We start from the raw sequence: 17,740 nt of genomic DNA on the forward strand, positions 1-17,740 counted from the left end.
AATGATTCGTTCACTCACTACCTAATCCATAGGATTAGGTAGTTTTGTTTTGTCCAAAGGTAGCTTTGGCAATGAGGTAAACAATGGAAAAAGTCCCAATGACAGTGCGTGGCGAACAAAAGCTGCGTGAAGAATTAGACCGACTACTGAAACTTCGCCCACAGATTTCCGAAGCTATAGCAGAGGCTCGAGAGCTAGGTGACCTGAAAGAAAACGCAGAATACCACGCGGCACGCGAAGAGCAGGGTATCTGTGAAGCACAGATCCGCGATATTGAATATAAACTTTCAGTAGCGCAGGTCATTGATGTTACTAAGATGGATAACTCAGGCAAGGTTATCTTTGGCTCGACAGTCACCTTGATTGACTGCGACACGGAAGCAGAGAAAACATACCAGATTGTGGGTGACGATGAAGCAGACATTAAAGCTGGTCGAATTTCGGTAAGCTCACCAATTGCTCGTGGCTTGATTGGTAAGATGGAAGGTGATGAAGTTGTGATTTCTACACCTGGTGGTGATCGCGATTTTGAAATTGATAGCGTTGAGTATGTTTAACACTCTCTGCTTGATAAAACCCAAAAAGGTCGCTGAATGCGACCTTTTTTATACCAAGAAAAGCGAAACCAGTATTACTTACGTGGTAATTCGATTTTGCGATCTTCAGTCTGACGATACAGAACCAGCGTTTTGCCGATAACTTGTACTTTCTCTGCGCCTGTTTCACGGACGATAGCGTCTACAATCAGGTTTTTCGTTTCACGATCTTCAGAAGCGATTTTTACTTTAATCAACTCATGATGATCGAGAGCGATTTCGATTTCCGCTAGAACAGCTTCGGTTAGTCCATTCGCGCCCATAAGCACAACAGGTTTTAGACTGTGCGCTAGGCCTTTTAGATGCTGTTTTTGTTTGGTGCTTAGGTTCATTACGCGGCCAATTTTCTTTACTATAAGGGTTGAAAAATACCATTTTAACGCCATCTATCCTTGAAGACTATAATTTATTGGGCAAGATGGTCCCTCTATTAGTTAGGAATCGAATGAGTAAACAGAAACATTCGGCTAGTTCTGGCCGTTGGTTGAAAGAACATTTTGACGATAAATTCGCAAACGAAGCTCGTAAAAAGGGCTACCGTTCTCGCGCCTATTTCAAAATGGAAGAGATTCAAAACAAAGACAAAATACTCAAATCTGGGATGACCGTCGTTGATTTAGGTGCTGCCCCAGGTGGTTGGTCCCAATATGCTGCTAAGATAGTAGGGGATGAAGGTAAAATCATCGCGTGTGATTTACTGCCAATGGACCCTATCGCTGGTGTGAGTTTTCTGCAGGGTGACTTCCGTGAAGATGCGGTTTTAGAAGCGTTACTCGACAGAATCCAACCTTCAATGGTTAATGTAGTTATGTCTGACATGGCACCAAATATTGCTGGGAACAATTCGGTTGATCAGCCGCGAGCAATGTATTTGGTCGAATTAGCTTTAGATATGTGTCGACAAGTTCTTGCGCCCAATGGTAGCTTTGTTGTCAAAGTCTTTCAGGGAGAGGGCTTCGATCAATACGTTAAAGATGTTCGTGACATGTTCAAAGTTGTGAAAATCCGTAAACCCGATTCTTCAAGGGCTCGCTCCCGAGAAGTATTTATTGTAGCCACTGGTTACAAAGGTTAACTATTTGCTTGATCGAGCAACAGTTAACAATGTAGCTACAGTCATCAAACTGTAGTACCCTACCTTTAATTACAATTAGTTATCGCGAGGCTGACACCTTGAGTGACATGGCAAAAAATTTAATTCTGTGGCTTGTGATCGCCGTAGTCTTGATGTCGGTTTTCCAGAGCTTTGGTCCTGGAGAAAACAACGGCAGAGCGGTTGATTACACCACTTTTGTACAGGAAGTTGGCCAAGGCCAGGTTCAGGAAGCAACATTTAAAGGCGAGGAGATTACCTTCACTCGTCGTGGCGGTGGCTCGCGTTATGTTACTTACATGCCGGTCTATGACCAGAAACTGCTGGATGACCTGATTAATCAGAATGTTAAAGTACAAGGTACGCCGCCAGAAGAGCAGAGCTTGCTGAGTACCATTTTCATTTCTTGGTTCCCAATGATCTTACTGATTGGTGTATGGATTTTCTTCATGCGTCAAATGCAAGGCGGTGGCGGTAAAGGCGCAATGTCTTTCGGTAAGAGTAAAGCTCGAATGATGAGTGAGGAACAAATCAAGACAACTTTTGCTGATGTTGCAGGCTGTGATGAAGCAAAAGAAGATGTCAAAGAGTTGGTTGATTTCCTTCGTGACCCGAGCCGATTCCAAAAACTTGGTGGTAAGATCCCAACGGGTGTGCTTATGGTTGGCCCTCCAGGTACGGGTAAAACGCTTCTCGCTAAAGCGATCGCTGGTGAAGCGAAAGTTCCGTTCTTTACTATTTCAGGTTCTGACTTTGTTGAAATGTTCGTTGGTGTTGGTGCATCACGTGTACGTGACATGTTCGAGCAAGCTAAAAAAGCCGCGCCTTGTATCATCTTTATTGATGAGATTGATGCAGTAGGTCGTCAGCGTGGTGCGGGTGTTGGTGGTGGACACGATGAGCGTGAGCAGACTCTTAACCAAATGCTGGTTGAGATGGATGGCTTCGAAGGTAACGAAGGCATCATTGTTATCGCAGCTACCAACCGTCCAGATGTTCTTGACCCTGCGCTGCTTCGCCCTGGTCGCTTTGACCGCCAAGTAGTGGTAGGTCTGCCAGATGTCCGTGGTCGTGAGCAGATCCTGAAAGTCCATATGCGTAAAGTTCCGCGTGCAGATGATGTCGATGCCTCCGTATTGGCGCGCGGTACACCGGGTTATTCTGGTGCAGATCTTGCCAACCTCGTTAATGAAGCCGCGTTGTTTGCTGCGCGTGGAAATAAGCGCAATGTTTCCATGGTTGAGTTTGAAAAAGCAAAAGACAAAATCAACATGGGTGCAGAACGCAAATCTATGGTTATGTCTGAAGAGATTAAAGAATCGACTGCATATCATGAAGCGGGCCACGCTATTGTTGGTTACCTGTCACCAGAACATGATCCTGTCCACAAGGTGACAATTATCCCACGCGGACGCGCTCTTGGTGTAACCTTCTTCCTCCCAGAAGAAGATGCAATTAGCTACAGCCGTCAATTCCTAGAGAGCAAAATTGCAACTCTATACGGTGGACGTATTGCTGAAGACTTGATCTATGGCGCTGATAAAGTCTCTACTGGTGCATCGAATGATATCAAGGTAGCGACGAATCTGGCACGCAACATGGTTACTCAGTGGGGATACTCAGAAAAACTTGGGCCTCTTCTGTATGCCGAGGAAGAAGGCGAAGTATTCTTGGGGCGCAGTGTGACTCAGACTAAGCATGTGTCTGATGATACTGCCAAACTGATAGACTCAGAAATCCGAGCCATTATTGATCGCAACTACGATCGTGCACTAAAGCTGATTCAAGATAACATGGATATCATGCATGCCATGAAAGATGCGTTGATGAAGTACGAAACGATCGATGCGGGCCAGATTGAAGATCTAATGCAGCGTAAGGCAGAGATCCGTGAACCAGCAGGTTGGGGTGACAGCGTTAGCAATAAACCAGACGCAAAGCCTGACGACAAATCTGAAGGTAAAGCAGAAGCGACTGAAGTGAAAGCTGATGAACCAACGCCTTCACAAGATTCTGCTTCAGCTGAAACGACTGAGAAGAAAGATTCAGAATAATTGTTATGATTAAGAGAAACCCCGAGGCAACTCGGGGTTTTTGTGTTTATGATCTTGAAAGCCAATAATAAAACTCTCGATTTATCTCAACCACAAGTGATGGGCATTCTGAATGTCACCCCTGATTCTTTCTCTGATGGTGGAAAGTTTAGGGCACTGGAAGATGCGCTTGCTCAAGCTCAACGTATGATCGATTCAGGTGTGACCATTATTGATGTTGGTGGTGAATCGACTCGTCCAGGCGCGCCTGATGTTACGTTAGAAGAAGAACTTCAACGTACCATTCCCGTTATTAAAGGAATTCGTGCTCAATCTGATGTATGGATCTCTATCGATACCAGTAAAGCCGAAGTGATGCGGCAAGCGGCAAGTGTTGGTGCTGATATCATTAATGATGTCCGTGCATTGCAAGAACCAGGAGCATTAGAAGTTGCTGCCGCTAGTGGTTTGCCTATTTGTCTTATGCATATGCAGGGACAACCTCGCACAATGCAAGCTCACCCACATTATGAAGATCTAATTCAAGAAGTGGGTGCATTTCTTCAAGAACGTGTTGCTGCATGTCAAGCGGTAGGGATTGCTCGTGAAAAATTGATCTTAGATCCTGGGTTTGGCTTTGGTAAAACGCTTGAACACAACTACCATATGCTGTCTCACCTAGAAGAATTCCATCAATTTGGTCTGCCAATTCTTGCAGGGATGTCGCGAAAATCTATGATCTTCAAACTCCTCGATAAAGTCCCAGCAGAGTGCGTGTCAGCTAGTGTCGCATGCGCTACAATCGCCGCTATGAAAGGAGCACAAATCATACGTGTGCACGATTTTGAGCAAACGTTGGATGCGATAAGAATGGTTTCGATGACCAACGCGAATCATTGATCAGAATAGAAAGATAAAAGGAACAACCATGTCTAATAAAAGACGTTATTTTGGTACAGATGGTGTACGTGGAAAAGTGGGGCAGTACCCGATCACACCGGATTTTGTGCTTAAGCTTGGATGGGCCGCAGGAAGAGTCCTAGCAAAACAGGGCACAAAGAAAGTCATTATTGGCAAAGATACCCGAATCTCAGGTTACATGTTGGAGTCTGCTCTCGAAGCAGGCCTTGCTGCTGCGGGTTTACAAGCGACCTTTACTGGCCCAATGCCAACACCAGCAGTGGCATACTTGACTCAAACGTTTCGGGCTGAAGCAGGTATTGTGATTTCCGCTTCTCACAACCCTTATTACGATAACGGTATTAAATTCTTCTCTTCAGAGGGCACTAAGCTCCCCGATGATATTGAGCTAGCGATTGAAGCGGAGCTTGATAAAGACATTGAATGTGTCGAGTCGTCATTGCTAGGTAAAGCGAGTCGCCTTGATGACGCTGCTGGACGTTACATTGAGTTTTGTAAAAGCACATACCCTTCAGAACTTAGTCTCGCTGGATTGAAAATTGTAGTGGATTGTGCCCACGGTGCGACTTACCATATTGCTCCGGCTGTGTTTAGTGAGTTAGGCGCAGATGTGATTGCTATGGGTATTGAACCGAATGGTACCAACATAAACTACGAAGTGGGCGCAACCGATGTCAAAGCCCTACAGCAGAGAGTAGTACAGGAGCAGGCCCATCTTGGTTTAGCTTTCGATGGTGATGGTGACCGCATCATCATGGTTGATCACCTTGGGAATAAGGTCGATGGTGACCAGATTGCTTACATCATTGCTCGTGATGCTATGCGTCGTGGTGAGTTGAAAGGTGGTGTTGTTGGAACCCTGATGACGAACCTAGGAATGGAAAATGGCCTCAAGCAATTAGGTATTCCCTTCGTTCGTGCGGCGGTAGGTGACCGTTATGTGATGGAGCAGCTGCTTGAAAAAGGCTGGAAGATCGGGGCGGAAAATTCAGGACATGTGATCTTACTTGATAAAGTGACCACTGGCGATGCGATCGTGGCTGCATTACAAGTATTGGCATCCGTGGTCGGTAGTGATATGTCTTTGCATGAACTTTCTCAAGGTATGACGTTATACCCTCAAGTTCTGGAGAATGTCCGTTTTTCTGGTGATTCTAATCCACTAGAGGCTGAAGCGGTAAAAGCTTCCGTCGCCGCCGTTGAAGCCGAACTTGGTGATAAAGGTCGAGTGCTACTACGTAAATCAGGCACTGAACCCCTTATCCGCGTCATGGTGGAAGGTGAAGACGCTGAGCTAGTGAAGTCATCAGCATTAAAAATTGCAGACGCAGTGAAAGCGAGCTTCTAAGGCTTTTCACTTCGTTTAGTCATATAATAGCGGTGCCAGCTTGTGATAGCATGGCATCGTTTTTCATTCTAGCGATTTGCCAATGATGTCGACTCGAGAGCTTACGTATATACATGAAATGGGGATACAAGCCTATGAACTGGTCCATCCAGATAGGTTACATGGCTATAGTGTTGAAGGCATTACTTTGTCTGAAGACTGTAAAATCCTCTTGGTTTCACCTCAACAACCTTCGGGTTCGACTGCGATACTGTTTGAGAACATTATAAAAACAATGAACTTGACGTTGGAACATGCTCTCTATTTGGCCCCTGAACACTTTAGTCTACTTACACCCACTCAGGTCGAATGGATCTGGTTCGCAGGCTGTGAGGGGCAAAGGGATCTTGGCCAGAAAACGCTTCATTCTCCAAACCTGAGTGAGATTGATGGCAATCAACAACATAAACGCGCGCTTTGGCAGCAGATTCAAGCTTTGAAATAAAATGAAGTTACTTCCGTTAGCTGAAACTCACCTAGAATCGGTGTACTCAATAGAAATTCAAGCCCATACGCACCCTTGGACAGAAACAATGATTCGCGATGTGACAAGCAGAGGGGCGTGTCATCATGTGCTCATCGATGATGATAAGGTTGTCGGGTATTTTTATGCTCAGAACATAATCGGTGAAGTCACCCTGCTCAATATTGCTGTGGATCCGACTCTGCAAGGTAAAGGATATGGCAAACAGCTTATCGAATCGTTTTTAGCCTTGTGCGAGCAAAGAAACGCGGAAAGTGCCTGGTTAGAGGTGAGGGAAAGCAATACTCGTGCTGCTCACTTGTACGAGTCAGCGGGGTTCAATGAAGTCGATCGGCGTCGTAAGTACTATCCGACGGATGAAGGCAAAGAAGATGCCATCATCATGAGTTACATCTTCTTGTAAACTACTTTTGAACTGCTTTGATGATGGGTGAGCCTTCAACGGGGTAGAAATTTGCTTCAAATCGAGAAATTAACTCGGATGCTGGGAGAGGTTTGTCGAACAGATAGCCCTGAAACTGGTCACAACCGAGTTGCTTTAGCGTATTGAGTTCGTTAGCGTCTTCTACGCCTTCAGCTATCACTTCTAGGTTCAATCTCTGAGCTGTCATAATGATAGTATCTACGATAGCTTGATCACTTTCATCCAAATGCAATTGAGTTACAAAAGAGCGATCTATTTTTAACACATCAGCGGCAAGGTGTTTTAAGTATCTGAGCGAAGAATAGCCCGTACCAAAGTCGTCGATCGAAATTTTGAGGTTGTATTGCTTTAGTTCGCTCATTTTCTGTATCGCACTCTCAACGTTTTCAAGTAACAGGTTCTCAGTAATCTCCAATTCTATATGCTCGCCATCAATATCAGCTTGGGCAAGCACATCATGTATATGCTCGACAAAGCTGTTCTGTGAAAATTGTAATGGGCTGATGTTGATGGCAAGGCGACGGAAAGTATCAGGCAGCACCCCTTGTTTACGCCAACGCGAGTATTGGTAGCACGCTTGTTCAATAATCCAATTACCAATTTGTAAGATCTGTCCTGTTTCTTCGGCAATTGGCATAAATACGCCGGGAGGCAAAACGCCTTTTTCAGGATGGTTCCAACGAATCAAGGCTTCAACACCGACAATCTGTTGTTCTCCATTTACCTGAGGTTGATAGTAGAGCTCTAACTGTCCTTTGTTGAGTGCTTCATGAAGCCCTTTCTCTATCTCTAAAAATGATTCGACCTGAGCCTGCATTTCTGGTTCATAGAACATGTACTTATTTCTACCAGCCACTTTAGCTCGATAGAGGGCGGTGTCAGCCTGACGCAATACATCTATATTAGTGCTGTTGACCGAGGGGAACACAGAAATACCGACACTCGTCGTGCAGTAAAGTAAGTGATCGTCGATCGAGTAAGGGTTTGAGATCAAGGCTAAAAGCTGTTGAGCAGTTTCATGGGCTTTGTCAGTCGATATCGATGGCATTAAGATAGCGAACTCGTCTCCTCCGATACGTGCGGCTGTATAATCTGCGACCAACCATGCCTCCATGCGTTTCGAGATCGCTTTGATAAGGTGGTCACCAATGGTGTGGCCTAATGAATCGTTAATTGTTTTAAAGCGATCTAAATCGAGATAGAAAAGCACACCAGATGTATTGGTCTTGTTGGCATTATCGATCGCTTCTTCGAGCATTTGCAGCAACAAACTACGATTGGCTAATCCCGTGAGTGAATCGTAATAAGCCAATTGATTCAGTTTTGCTTCTGCCGCTTCTCTGTCTTTCCATAAATTATGGAAGGTTTTCGCCAAGTGTCCGAGTTCATCATCTCGATACAGATTCGGCATTGGAACTTCGGCTTTTTTATCTTGCAGTGAGCGAACCCAGTCAATCAACGTCACCAGTGGCTTCGAGAGCTTTTGGTAGAAGAACAACAATAAGATCGTCGTCAGCAAGACATTCCGGAACAGGTCAAACAGCAGTATTTGACTGGTTTTAGCGATAAAGTCCTTGGCGATATTGGCGCCATTGACCGAGAAACTCAGTGTCCCAACGACAACATGCGAATTAGGTTGATGTAACTCGGTTTTATAGACTGGGGTTGTCGGTGTTAGATAGCGTGAAAGTGCCTCTGTAAACGAGCTTTCAAGTGACACACCTCTTTCTCTTTCGGTCAAGGTATCGCCAAAGTCGTCAACAATCGAAACCTGATAAATAGCACCATCCATCATCAAGCTTGATGCCACCTGTTCCGCTAGGAGCTGATTCAAGTGATAGGCAGCTTGACTCGCGTTGGAGTAGTTCTGCAGTAGCTTAAATTGGTAGTGTTCTTCAATCCGCTTTTGTTCCTGATGAAGATCCACCAAAATTTGATACAAGCTGAATATAATCCCTAGTATCACGGATACGAGAAAAACAGTCTTCGCTTGTCTAAATGCTAATGAATTAATTTTTTTGCTCGCAGGCATAATTTTCTATGGTTCCCTCTACTCCTTTAGTTATAGCCCAAATTTATTGATATTTTAATTTGTATCTTGTTTGGATGTGATTTATCGAGGTTTTATTTGCCTCTGTTGCTCCAAAGCGCAATATAAGCGAGAATACCGCGCAATATCGAATCCATCTGCTAGGTGATATGTCATGACGATTCGTGACGAGATTCTAGCTTACAGACCGAAGAAGACCTTTTGATGTCAAATACAGCATTTACGGGCGAAGTTTCTAAGCGTAGAACGTTCGCTATCATTTCTCACCCAGATGCGGGTAAGACCACCATTACTGAAAAAGTATTACTTTTCGGGCGTGCAATCCAAACGGCTGGGACAGTCAAAGGTCGAGGTTCTGCTCAGCACGCGAAATCTGACTGGATGGAAATGGAAAAAGAACGTGGTATCTCGGTAACTACTTCTGTGATGCAGTTCCCTTATAACGATTGTCTGGTCAACCTATTGGATACTCCTGGGCACGAGGACTTCTCAGAAGATACCTACCGTACGTTGACCGCAGTTGACTCTTGTTTGATGGTTATTGATGCCGCTAAAGGTGTTGAAGATCGTACACGTAAGTTGATGGAAGTTACCCGTCTTCGTGATACACCTATCGTCACTTTCATGAACAAACTCGACCGCGATATTCGTGACCCAATGGAGTTATTGGATGAAGTTGAAAGTGAGCTAAACATTTCCTGTGCGCCGATTACTTGGCCAATTGGGTGTGGCAAAGAGTTTAAAGGTGTCTATCACATTCACCGTGATGAAACGATTCTCTACAGCACAGGCCAAGGCCACACCATTCAGGAGAAACTGGTGGTGAAGGGGCTGGATAACCCTGAACTTGATGAAGCTGTTGGCGCTGAGTTAGCGGAACAGTTACGTGAAGAGTTAGAGCTTGTGATTGGTGCATGCCCTGAGTTTGATCAGGAGCTGTTCCTTGCTGGTGAACTGACGCCAGTATACTTTGGTACGGCACTGGGTAACTTTGGTGTTGACCATATGTTGGACGGTTTGACGGAATGGGCGCCTGCGCCAATGCCTCGTCAAGCGAATGAACGTCAAGTTGAAGCGAACGAAGAGAAATTCTCTGGCTTCGTATTTAAGATTCAGGCCAACATGGATCCCAAGCACCGTGACCGTATTGCTTTCATGCGTATTGTATCTGGTACCTACACACAGGGTATGAAGATGAACCATGTGCGCCTTGGCAAGCAGATCAATATCTCTGATGCGGTAACCTTTATGGCGGGTGATCGCTCTCGTGCTGAAAATGCCTACGCGGGTGATATTATTGGTTTGCATAACCACGGCACCATTCAGATTGGTGATACCTTCACTCAAGGTGAAGCTCTGAAATTCTCAGGTATTCCAAACTTTGCGCCTGAGCTATTCCGTCGTATTCGCTTAAGAGATCCATTGAAGCAAAAGCAGTTGCTTAAAGGTCTGGTCCAGCTGTCTGAAGAAGGGGCTGTACAGGTATTCCGTCCACTACAAAACAATGACCTAATTGTTGGTGCGGTCGGTGTGCTTCAGTTTGACGTCGTCGTTGCGCGTTTAAAAGCCGAGTACAACGTTGAAGCGATTTATGAGAGCGTTAACGTTGCAACCGCACGTTGGGTCGAATGTGAAGATGGTAAGAAACTGGATGAGTTCCAGCGTAAGAACCAAACCAACCTAGCCCTAGATGGTGGCGATAACCTGACGTACATTGCTCCGACTATGGTTAACTTAAATCTGGCGAAAGAGCGTTTCCCAGAAGTGGAGTTCCGCGCAACCCGCGAACACTAATCTTCTTCGCCTTTGCTGCGATAGCGGCGTTGACTGCGCAAACTCACCTTGGTCACGTAGTGGACTACGCTCCCAAGGCTGAGTTTACTTGTCGCCTTGCTCTCACAACAAATGCTTTGAAGATGGAGTGAGAATATGTTTTTGGGGCTGAATTTGCTTGTTGCCTTGTTCTGCCCCCAACTACTTAGAAGACCTTTGGATAGTCTAAGCTATAAAAATACCGCCTCATTAAGGCGGTATTTTTTTAGGCCGTCATTCCTTAGAACGAAGAATGAGTGAGTAAGGAATCTTTTAAAGCGAGTCGTAAGTTTGATGAGATCCCCAACTCGTTCGTACCTCACTCTTGAGGATGACGTGGTCTTAATGTGCTCGAAAAAAGAAAGGGTTGATGCTCTCACATCAACCCTCCAAATTTCTCTAGCTCTTTCGCTATTTCTTCTTGGCGACTTTCTTTTTGCCTTTAGAAGCTGTTTTTTTCTTGTCGTCTTTTTTCTTCTTCTTAAACACTGGTTTTTTGTGTTTCGGACGAAGCTCTTTAATAAAGCGCTCTTTGATCTCTTCTTTTACGTAGCGAGCAACACGGTCCATCATGGTTTGGTCATGAGCTTCAACTAAAGAGATCGCATTGCCTTTTTTACCTGCGCGGGCGGTACGGCCGATACGGTGGAGGTACACGTCTGCACTGCGTGGCATGTCGTAGTTAATGACATGGCTAACATCTGGCAGGTCGATACCACGGGCAGCGACGTCTGTGGCCAGAAGTACGTTTACTGTACCGTCACGAAAACGCGCAATGGCATTGTTACGACGATCTTGCGGCATTTCACCTTGGATCCACGCACAAGGAATTTGCGCTTTTTCCAGTTCAACGCGCAGCTCGGCTAAACGTTCACGAGTTTTCAGAAATACAATAGAGCGCTCAGCTTGGTCGTTGATGATGGTTTTCAACAGTGCCAGCTTATGCGCCATATCATCTGCACGGTGATACCACTGGGCAATTTTCTTACGTTCACGGCGAGATGGCTCAGCGTCGATCTCAGCAGGTTCTTTAAGCAGATCTGCGGTGAATCCTTCCACGCCTTTGCCTTCTAGCGTTGCAGAGAAGAGCAGCGTTTGTTTACGCCAGCGACATTCAGAAGAAAGGCGATCCACTGTCGGGCCAAAGCCCATATCGAGCATGCGATCCGCTTCATCAAGGATCAACCATTCAATAGCACGGCAGTCAAAACGTTCCGCTTCGATGTATTCCATCAAACGACCAGGCGTTGCAACAACAATATCTTGTGTCTTAGCGAGAATATCGGCGTGTTCTTGATACTGCACACCACCAGTGATGGTGAAGATGTTCAGATTAGTGTTTTTGGCGAGCTCACGAGCTTGATCAGCGACTTGCATTGCCAACTCGCGAGTAGGAGTCAGGATAAGCACACGGGCAGGCCCCGGCTTACGACGCGGGAAGTCCTGCAAGTATTGTAGAGCGGGCAGAACAAAAGCTGCGGTTTTACCTGTGCCGGTTGGCGCTGAAGCGAGAATGTCTCTGCCGTCCAAAGCTTGTGGAATTGCTTCGGCCTGGATCTGGGTTGGACGGGTATAACCCATTTCTTCGATGGCAACGAGCAGGTTTTCATCTAGCTCTAGTTCAGCAAAATTTTTGATCACTCTGGTGTCTCCACGAGCTGGTAAGTGAGAATGATAATTTAAGGGTACGTATTATAGAGGGTTCGGTGATAAGGATCACACCTTAATTTTTACATCTTTAAATAAAACGCTTTAGTTAATGCGACGAATTCATCGCTATAGCCATTATCTTGTTGAATTATCAAACGTTCTGTCTTGGCGTTAGAGGCGTGCTGACCAAGTTGAATCAGTAAGCGGCTAACGGGTTTCTTGGCTGTAGGCTGTACTTCACACAAACCAACCAGATGCCAACCCAGTGTTTCTGCTAAGGAGATAAACATACGTCCTTCTGCTTCAGGAAGGACAAACCAAGCCCGGCCGTCAGAGCTCAGTAATTTAAAGCACTGTCTAAGCAAAGCTTCGTGGCTTAAGGTTAAAGTATGTCTTGCGGTCGCTCGTTGCTGATTTTGGGCATGCTCCCCTGAATTGAAATAAGGCGGATTACAGACAATCGCGTCATAGCTTGTTACGAATGGAAAGTTAAGCACGTCACCTTCCAGCAGTGTCAATCGGGAAAGCCAAGGAGAAGAGGCGAAGTTCTCTTTCGCAGCCAGCAAAGCGTGCTGATCAATGTCGATTGCGTCAATGACAGAGTCAGGATTTCGCTGTGCACACATTAGAGCCAATAAACCTGTGCCAGTTCCAATATCTAAAATGGTATTCGCTTGTTTGATGTCGCACCACGCACCGAGTAAGACGCCATCAGTACTGACAGGCATGCCTGAGTGACCACCTGCAATTTTAAACTGCTTGAATGAAAAGTCTTTTGTCTTGAGTTGGTTTTTTTTCATTTTGTTCTACACATGTTTATTAATTGAGTGATTAAGTCTAATGTTGGATCTTTGTATGGCCTTTTGTTCTATCAGTGTTTCATTTTTTTGATTTATTGATCCATATATTAAGCTAATAATTAATGTTGTGGTGGTTTAAACTACTAGTATTCTGGCTAATACATAAATTTATATGGTGTTTTTTGCCCTAGGCTTGCGGTTAGGTGTGTGTTTCGTCATTATTCGCCTCCAAATTTATAGATTGGGTAGCCAATTCGGACTGCTCAGCATGCACAACATCAATCAAAATATTTAAGGGTCTCTTGTGAATCAGACTTTAAAATTAACAGATATTATTGCGGTGGGCTTTATGCTTTTCGCTTTCTTCCTTGGAGCGGGCAACATTATCTTCCCGCCATTGGCAGGACAGCTAGCAGGTGAGAACCTCGTGCCTGCGATGACAGGTTTTCTTTTAACGGCGGTAGGTCTTCCTCTTATTACTATCGTTGCTATTGCCGTTGCTGGTGGCTCTTGGGATCATCTCACTAAAGATTTGCCTAAACGTGTTGCAATGACCATTGCGGTATTGATCTTTATCATTATCGGACCTGCATTTGCCGCGCCACGCACAGGTTTGGTGGCTTACGAAATGGCGGTAAAACCCTTTTTCGTCGAGGCGGCACAATCGCATTTAACGGTTTTCTCTATCCTATTTTTTGCTGTGGCAATGCTATTTGCTTGGTCACAAGGCAAACTGATTGATGTGATCGGTAAAGTGTTGACTCCAGTGCTTTTCTTAGGTTTGCTTGTGCTTGCTGTTGCTGTGTTTATCGATCCTCAAGGGGAAATGATTGCGGCAAACGGTGATTACCTTTCGCACCCATTGCAAAAAGGCTTCCTCGAAGGCTATAACACGATGGACACTTTTGCCTCGTTGATGTTCGGTGGGCTTATCGTCGATGCACTCCGTCAAAAAGGTATTTCAGACCAAAAGGCGACTGCAAAATACTTGATCAGAGCAGCGTGTGTTGCCGCTGCAGGATTGGCGTTTGTATACGTATCGCTATTCTATCTCGGCGCAACCAGTGCGGCTGTCGCTGCTGGCGCAGACAATGGTGGTGTGATTCTGAGTGTGTACGTTCAATCTCTCTTCGGCCCTTATGGTCAACTTGTGTTGTCAGTGATTGTGCTTTTAGCGTGTTTGACGACCGCGATAGGTATTATCTCAGCGTGTTCTGATTACTTCAGTTCTTTGACGCCGATGTCTTATAAAACTTGGGTTCTAATCAATGGTGCAGCGTGTGCTTTGGTTGCCAATGTCGGTCTTTCTCAACTGATCACTCTGTCTGTTCCTGTGCTCTTTGCTCTATACCCAGTCGCTATCGCTTTGGTTGCACTGACCTTTGTTCGCAAGAAACTGCAAAGTCCTAAATTAGCTTATCGTACGGTTATTTTAGTGTCGCTTCTATTTGCTCTGATTGATGCAGCAAAAGTAGCGGGCATTGATGTATCTGCTCTGAGTATGTTACCGTTGTTTGATATCGGTATGGGGTGGTTACTACCAACCATTGCGGCGATACTCTGCATGTTCTTTATTGGAAAACCGACTCAACCAGAGTTAGCCAAAAAAACGGTTTGAGCTAAAACAAATCATGGATAATAATCCCCTGTCGTACCTCGTGTGACAGGGGATTTTTCGTTGTATTATTCTCAGGCTCGAGTGCAAAAAATCCCTGTATCTTCGTCACACTTTTCAGTACAATTCTTCGGTTAAATTCTACTCATAAATGTTGAGCAAACATGTTTGAAATCAATCCCATTAAAAACCGCCTTAAGGACGTGTCTGAGCGCACCAATGTCCTGAGGGGGTATCTTTGACTATGACGCTAAGCAAGAGCGTCTAGAAGAAGTCAACGCAGAACTAGAACAACCGGATGTGTGGAACGAACCTGAGCGTGCGCAAGCGCTAGGTAAAGAACGTTCTGCGCTAGAAGCGGTTGTAGAAACGATTGACCAACTAGAGCAAGGAGTGGAGGACGTTGATGGTCTTCTAGAGCTTGCAGTTGAAGAAGAAGATCAAGAAACCTTTGATGAAATTGAACCAGAGCTTGCTGAGCTTGAAGCTAAGTTAGAAAAGCTGGAGTTTCGTCGTATGTTCTCTGGCGATCATGACGCGTCTGATTGCTACATTGATTTGCAGTCAGGCTCTGGCGGTACAGAAGCGCAAGATTGGACATCGATGATGCTACGTATGTATTTACGTTGGGCTGAAGCGAAAGGCTTTAAGACGGAAGTGATCGAAGTCTCTGAAGGTGAAGTTGCTGGTCTGAAAGGTGCAACGGTTAAGATCTCCGGCGAATACGCTTATGGTTGGCTACGTACGGAAACAGGTGTTCATCGCTTGGTTCGTAAATCGCCATTCGATTCAAGTGGCCGTCGTCATACATCGTTTGCTTCTGCGTTTATCTACCCAGAGATTGATGACAACATCGACATTGACATTAACCCTTCTGATCTACGTATTGATGTATACCGTGCATCTGGTGCGGGTGGTCAGCACGTTAACACCACGGAATCGGCGGTACGTATTACTCACGTTCCAACCAATACTGTGGTTCAGTGTCAGAATGATCGTTCTCAGCACAAGAACAAAGATCAGGCGATGAAACAGCTTCGTGCGAAGCTATTTGAATTAGAGATTCAAAAGCAAAATGCAGAGAAGCAAGCCAATGAAGACGCTAAGTCAGACATCGGTTGGGGTAGCCAGATACGTTCATACGTACTGGATGACTCACGCATCAAAGATCTGCGTACTAGCGTTGAAAATCGCAACACTCAAGCGGTTCTTGACGGCGACCTAGACAAATTTATCGAAGCTAGCCTGAAATCAGGCCTGTAAGCTTTTCACCGAAAAACTATTTTCATAAAGAAAGACAGGATACATCAAAATGACTGATGCTGTTCAAAACGACAATGTACAAGAAGAGAATAAGCTGATTGCTGAGCGCCGCGCTAAACTGGATCATATCCGTCAGAGCTGCAAAGCAAACGGCCACCCAAATGACTTCCGTCGTGAGCACCTAGCTGGCGATCTTCAAGCGGAATTCGGTGAAAAGACGAAAGAAGAGCTAGAAGAGCTAAACCATGTTGTGGCAATCGCTGGTCGTGTCATGGCTAAGCGTGGTCCTTTCCTAGCGATTCAAGAAACCTCTGGTCGTATCCAAGCTTACGCTGCAAAAGATGTTCAAAAAGAGCTGAAAGAGAAATACCAAGGCCTAGATATCGGTGACATCATCGGTGTGAAAGGTGCTCTTCACAAGTCAGGTAAAGGCGACCTTTACGTGAACATGGAGTCGTACGAGTTGCTAACGAAAGCACTTCGTCCACTTCCAGAGAAATTCCACGGTCTGACTGACCAAGAGATGCGTTACCGTCAGCGTTACGTTGACCTTATCGTCAACCAAGATTCACGTGAAGCGTTCATCATCCGTTCTAAGCTTGTATCGGCAATCCGTAACTTCATGAGCTCAAAAGGTTACCTAGAAGTTGAAACGCCAATGATGCACGTTATCCCAGGTGGTGCAACGGCTCGCCCATTCATCACTCACCACAACGCACTAGACATCGACATGTACCTACGTGTTGCTCCAGAGCTTTACCTAAAGCGTCTAGTGGTTGGTGGTTTTGACCGCGTATTCGAGATCAACCGTAACTTCCGTAACGAAGGTCTATCGCCACGTCACAACCCAGAATTCACTATGATGGAATTCTACCAAGCGTACTCTGATTACAAAGACCTAATGGATCTGACTGAAGAGATGCTAAGCACAGTTGCGATGGACGTTCTTGGTTCAACGTCTATGCCTTACGGTGACGAAACAGTTGAGTTTGGTGGTAAGTACGCTCGCATGAGCATGTTTGAAGCAATCAAACACTACAACCCAGAGCACGCTGAGATCCAGGCGCTCACAGAACAAGACCTTACTAGTCGTGACAAGATGGTTGCTATCGCAAAATCAGTACACGTTGAAGTAGAAACGTTCTGGACATGTGGTCAACTGCTAGAAGAGATCTTTGGTGAGACTGCGGAACCTCAGCTAATCCAACCAACGTTCATTACTGGCTACCCAGCGGATATTTCTCCTCTTGCTCGTCGCAGCGATGACAACCCATTCTTCACAGACCGTTTCGAATTCTTCATTGGCGGCCGTGAAGTGGCGAATGGCTTCTCAGAGCTTAATGATGCAGAAGATCAAGATGCGCGCTTTAAAGCTCAGGTTGATGCGAAAGACGCAGGTGATGACGAAGCAATGTACTATGATGCAGATTACATTACCGCCCTTGAGCACGGCTTACCGCCAACGGCAGGGCAAGGTATCGGTATCGATCGTCTAGCGATGCTGTTTACTAACACGCACACCATCCGTGACGTGATTCTGTTCCCTGCGATGCGTCCACAAGCTTAATAGCGAGTGTAAAAACAGCGAAAAGGCCGATATCACTCAGTGGTA

15 protein-coding genes are annotated in these 17,740 nt (G+C 45.5%); 11 read left to right on the forward strand and 4 right to left on the reverse strand.

What is annotated here, in order from left to right; translation table 11 throughout:
• The first annotated feature begins 83 nt into the window (after positions 1 to 83).
• Positions 84 to 557 (forward strand): transcription elongation factor GreA, encoded by a 474-nt coding sequence (greA, locus tag KW548_04640; GenBank protein ID QXX07323.1) that lies wholly within the window; start codon positions 84 to 86, stop codon positions 555 to 557.
• Positions 558 to 631: 74 nt separating this feature from the next.
• Here the strand turns inward: greA and yhbY are convergent, their stop codons facing one another.
• Positions 632 to 928, reverse strand: a complete 297-nt coding sequence (gene yhbY, locus KW548_04645) for a ribosome assembly RNA-binding protein YhbY (protein QXX07324.1) — start codon at positions 926 to 928, stop codon at positions 632 to 634.
• Positions 929 to 1,041: 113 nt separating this feature from the next.
• Here yhbY and rlmE point away from each other — a divergent pair, with 113 nt between their 5' ends.
• The 6 genes from rlmE (at position 1,042) to rimI (ending at position 6,917) form a co-directional block, all read left to right on the forward strand.
• A complete protein-coding gene (gene rlmE / locus KW548_04650; protein QXX07325.1) occupies positions 1,042 to 1,671 on the forward strand; it encodes a 23S rRNA (uridine(2552)-2'-O)-methyltransferase RlmE in 630 nt (209 codons plus the stop codon).
• Between the two features lie 107 nt (positions 1,672 to 1,778).
• Positions 1,779 to 3,743 (forward strand): ATP-dependent zinc metalloprotease FtsH, encoded by a 1,965-nt coding sequence (gene ftsH, locus KW548_04655; protein ID QXX07326.1) that lies wholly within the window; start codon positions 1,779 to 1,781, stop codon positions 3,741 to 3,743.
• 48 nt (positions 3,744 to 3,791) lie between these two features.
• Positions 3,792 to 4,622 (forward strand): dihydropteroate synthase, encoded by an 831-nt coding sequence (gene folP / locus KW548_04660; protein ID QXX07977.1) that lies wholly within the window; start codon positions 3,792 to 3,794, stop codon positions 4,620 to 4,622.
• 28 nt (positions 4,623 to 4,650) lie between these two features.
• Positions 4,651 to 5,991: a phosphoglucosamine mutase gene (gene glmM, locus KW548_04665; protein QXX07327.1), complete on the forward strand. Its 1,341-nt coding sequence runs from the start codon at positions 4,651 to 4,653 to the stop codon at positions 5,989 to 5,991.
• Between the two features lie 85 nt (positions 5,992 to 6,076).
• Positions 6,077 to 6,475, forward strand: coding sequence for a DNA polymerase III subunit psi (locus KW548_04670; protein ID QXX07978.1), 399 nt, complete (start codon positions 6,077 to 6,079; stop codon positions 6,473 to 6,475).
• A 1-nt stretch (position 6,476) separates the two neighbouring features.
• Positions 6,477 to 6,917, forward strand: a complete 441-nt coding sequence (rimI, locus tag KW548_04675; GenBank protein QXX07328.1) for a ribosomal protein S18-alanine N-acetyltransferase — start codon at positions 6,477 to 6,479, stop codon at positions 6,915 to 6,917.
• Between the two features lies 1 nt (position 6,918).
• Here rimI and KW548_04680 read toward each other — a convergent pair whose 3' ends face one another.
• Complete coding sequence (locus KW548_04680; protein QXX07329.1) at positions 6,919 to 8,970, reverse strand: EAL domain-containing protein; 2,052 nt, start codon at positions 8,968 to 8,970, stop codon at positions 6,919 to 6,921.
• A 222-nt stretch (positions 8,971 to 9,192) separates the two neighbouring features.
• On the opposite strand from KW548_04680, the gene prfC reads away from it, so the two are divergent.
• Positions 9,193 to 10,782, forward strand: a complete 1,590-nt coding sequence (gene prfC, locus KW548_04685; protein ID QXX07330.1) for a peptide chain release factor 3 — start codon at positions 9,193 to 9,195, stop codon at positions 10,780 to 10,782.
• Between the two features lie 429 nt (positions 10,783 to 11,211).
• Here the strand turns inward: prfC and srmB are convergent, their stop codons facing one another.
• Both srmB and KW548_04695 read right to left on the reverse strand, forming a co-directional pair.
• On the reverse strand, positions 11,212 to 12,441 hold the full coding sequence (gene srmB, locus KW548_04690; protein ID QXX07331.1) for an ATP-dependent RNA helicase SrmB: 1,230 nt from the start codon (positions 12,439 to 12,441) through the stop codon (positions 11,212 to 11,214).
• 89 nt (positions 12,442 to 12,530) lie between these two features.
• A complete protein-coding gene (locus tag KW548_04695) occupies positions 12,531 to 13,250 on the reverse strand; it encodes a methyltransferase (GenBank protein ID QXX07332.1) in 720 nt (239 codons plus the stop codon).
• 304 nt (positions 13,251 to 13,554) lie between these two features.
• On the opposite strand from KW548_04695, the gene brnQ reads away from it, so the two are divergent.
• The 3 genes from brnQ to lysS all read left to right on the forward strand — a co-directional run bounded on the left by brnQ (position 13,555) and on the right by lysS (position 17,695).
• Positions 13,555 to 14,868 (forward strand): branched-chain amino acid transport system II carrier protein, encoded by a 1,314-nt coding sequence (gene brnQ / locus KW548_04700; protein QXX07333.1) that lies wholly within the window; start codon positions 13,555 to 13,557, stop codon positions 14,866 to 14,868.
• Positions 14,869 to 15,029: 161 nt separating this feature from the next.
• Positions 15,030 to 16,128 (forward strand): peptide chain release factor 2 gene (gene prfB, locus KW548_04705; GenBank protein QXX07334.1). Its coding sequence is split into 2 segments (ribosomal slippage): positions 15,030 to 15,104 and positions 15,106 to 16,128, totalling 1,098 coding nucleotides; the frame shifts between segments, so codons are not numbered across the junction.
• Positions 16,129 to 16,177: 49 nt separating this feature from the next.
• The gene (lysS, locus tag KW548_04710) at positions 16,178 to 17,695 is read left to right on the forward strand and encodes a lysine--tRNA ligase (GenBank protein ID QXX07335.1); all 1,518 of its coding nucleotides are present in this window, start codon (positions 16,178 to 16,180) and stop codon (positions 17,693 to 17,695) included.
• Positions 17,696 to 17,740: the final 45 nt, after the last annotated feature.

It is taken from the genome of Vibrio neptunius, assembly GCA_019339365.1.
GTDB classification, from domain to species: Bacteria; Pseudomonadota; Gammaproteobacteria; order Enterobacterales; family Vibrionaceae; genus Vibrio; species Vibrio neptunius.

Bases quoted from the DNA above. Each gene is read 5' to 3' on its own strand.
- folP (QXX07977.1), top strand. From the start codon at position 3,792: ATGATCTTGAAAGCCAATAATAAAACTCTCGATTTATCTCAACCACAA.
- KW548_04670 (QXX07978.1), top strand. From the start codon at position 6,077: ATGTCGACTCGAGAGCTTACGTATATACATGAAATGGGGATACAAGCC.
- rimI (QXX07328.1), top strand. From the start codon at position 6,477: ATGAAGTTACTTCCGTTAGCTGAAACTCACCTAGAATCGGTGTACTCA.
- KW548_04680 (QXX07329.1), bottom strand. From the start codon at position 8,970: ATGCCTGCGAGCAAAAAAATTAATTCATTAGCATTTAGACAAGCGAAG.
- glmM (QXX07327.1), top strand. From the start codon at position 4,651: ATGTCTAATAAAAGACGTTATTTTGGTACAGATGGTGTACGTGGAAAA.
- lysS (QXX07335.1), top strand. From the start codon at position 16,178: ATGACTGATGCTGTTCAAAACGACAATGTACAAGAAGAGAATAAGCTG.
- rlmE (QXX07325.1), top strand. From the start codon at position 1,042: ATGAGTAAACAGAAACATTCGGCTAGTTCTGGCCGTTGGTTGAAAGAA.
- KW548_04695 (QXX07332.1), bottom strand. From the start codon at position 13,250: ATGAAAAAAAACCAACTCAAGACAAAAGACTTTTCATTCAAGCAGTTT.
- prfC (QXX07330.1), top strand. From the start codon at position 9,193: ATGTCAAATACAGCATTTACGGGCGAAGTTTCTAAGCGTAGAACGTTC.
- yhbY (QXX07324.1), bottom strand. From the start codon at position 928: ATGAACCTAAGCACCAAACAAAAACAGCATCTAAAAGGCCTAGCGCAC.
- greA (QXX07323.1), top strand. From the start codon at position 84: ATGGAAAAAGTCCCAATGACAGTGCGTGGCGAACAAAAGCTGCGTGAA.
- ftsH (QXX07326.1), top strand. From the start codon at position 1,779: ATGGCAAAAAATTTAATTCTGTGGCTTGTGATCGCCGTAGTCTTGATG.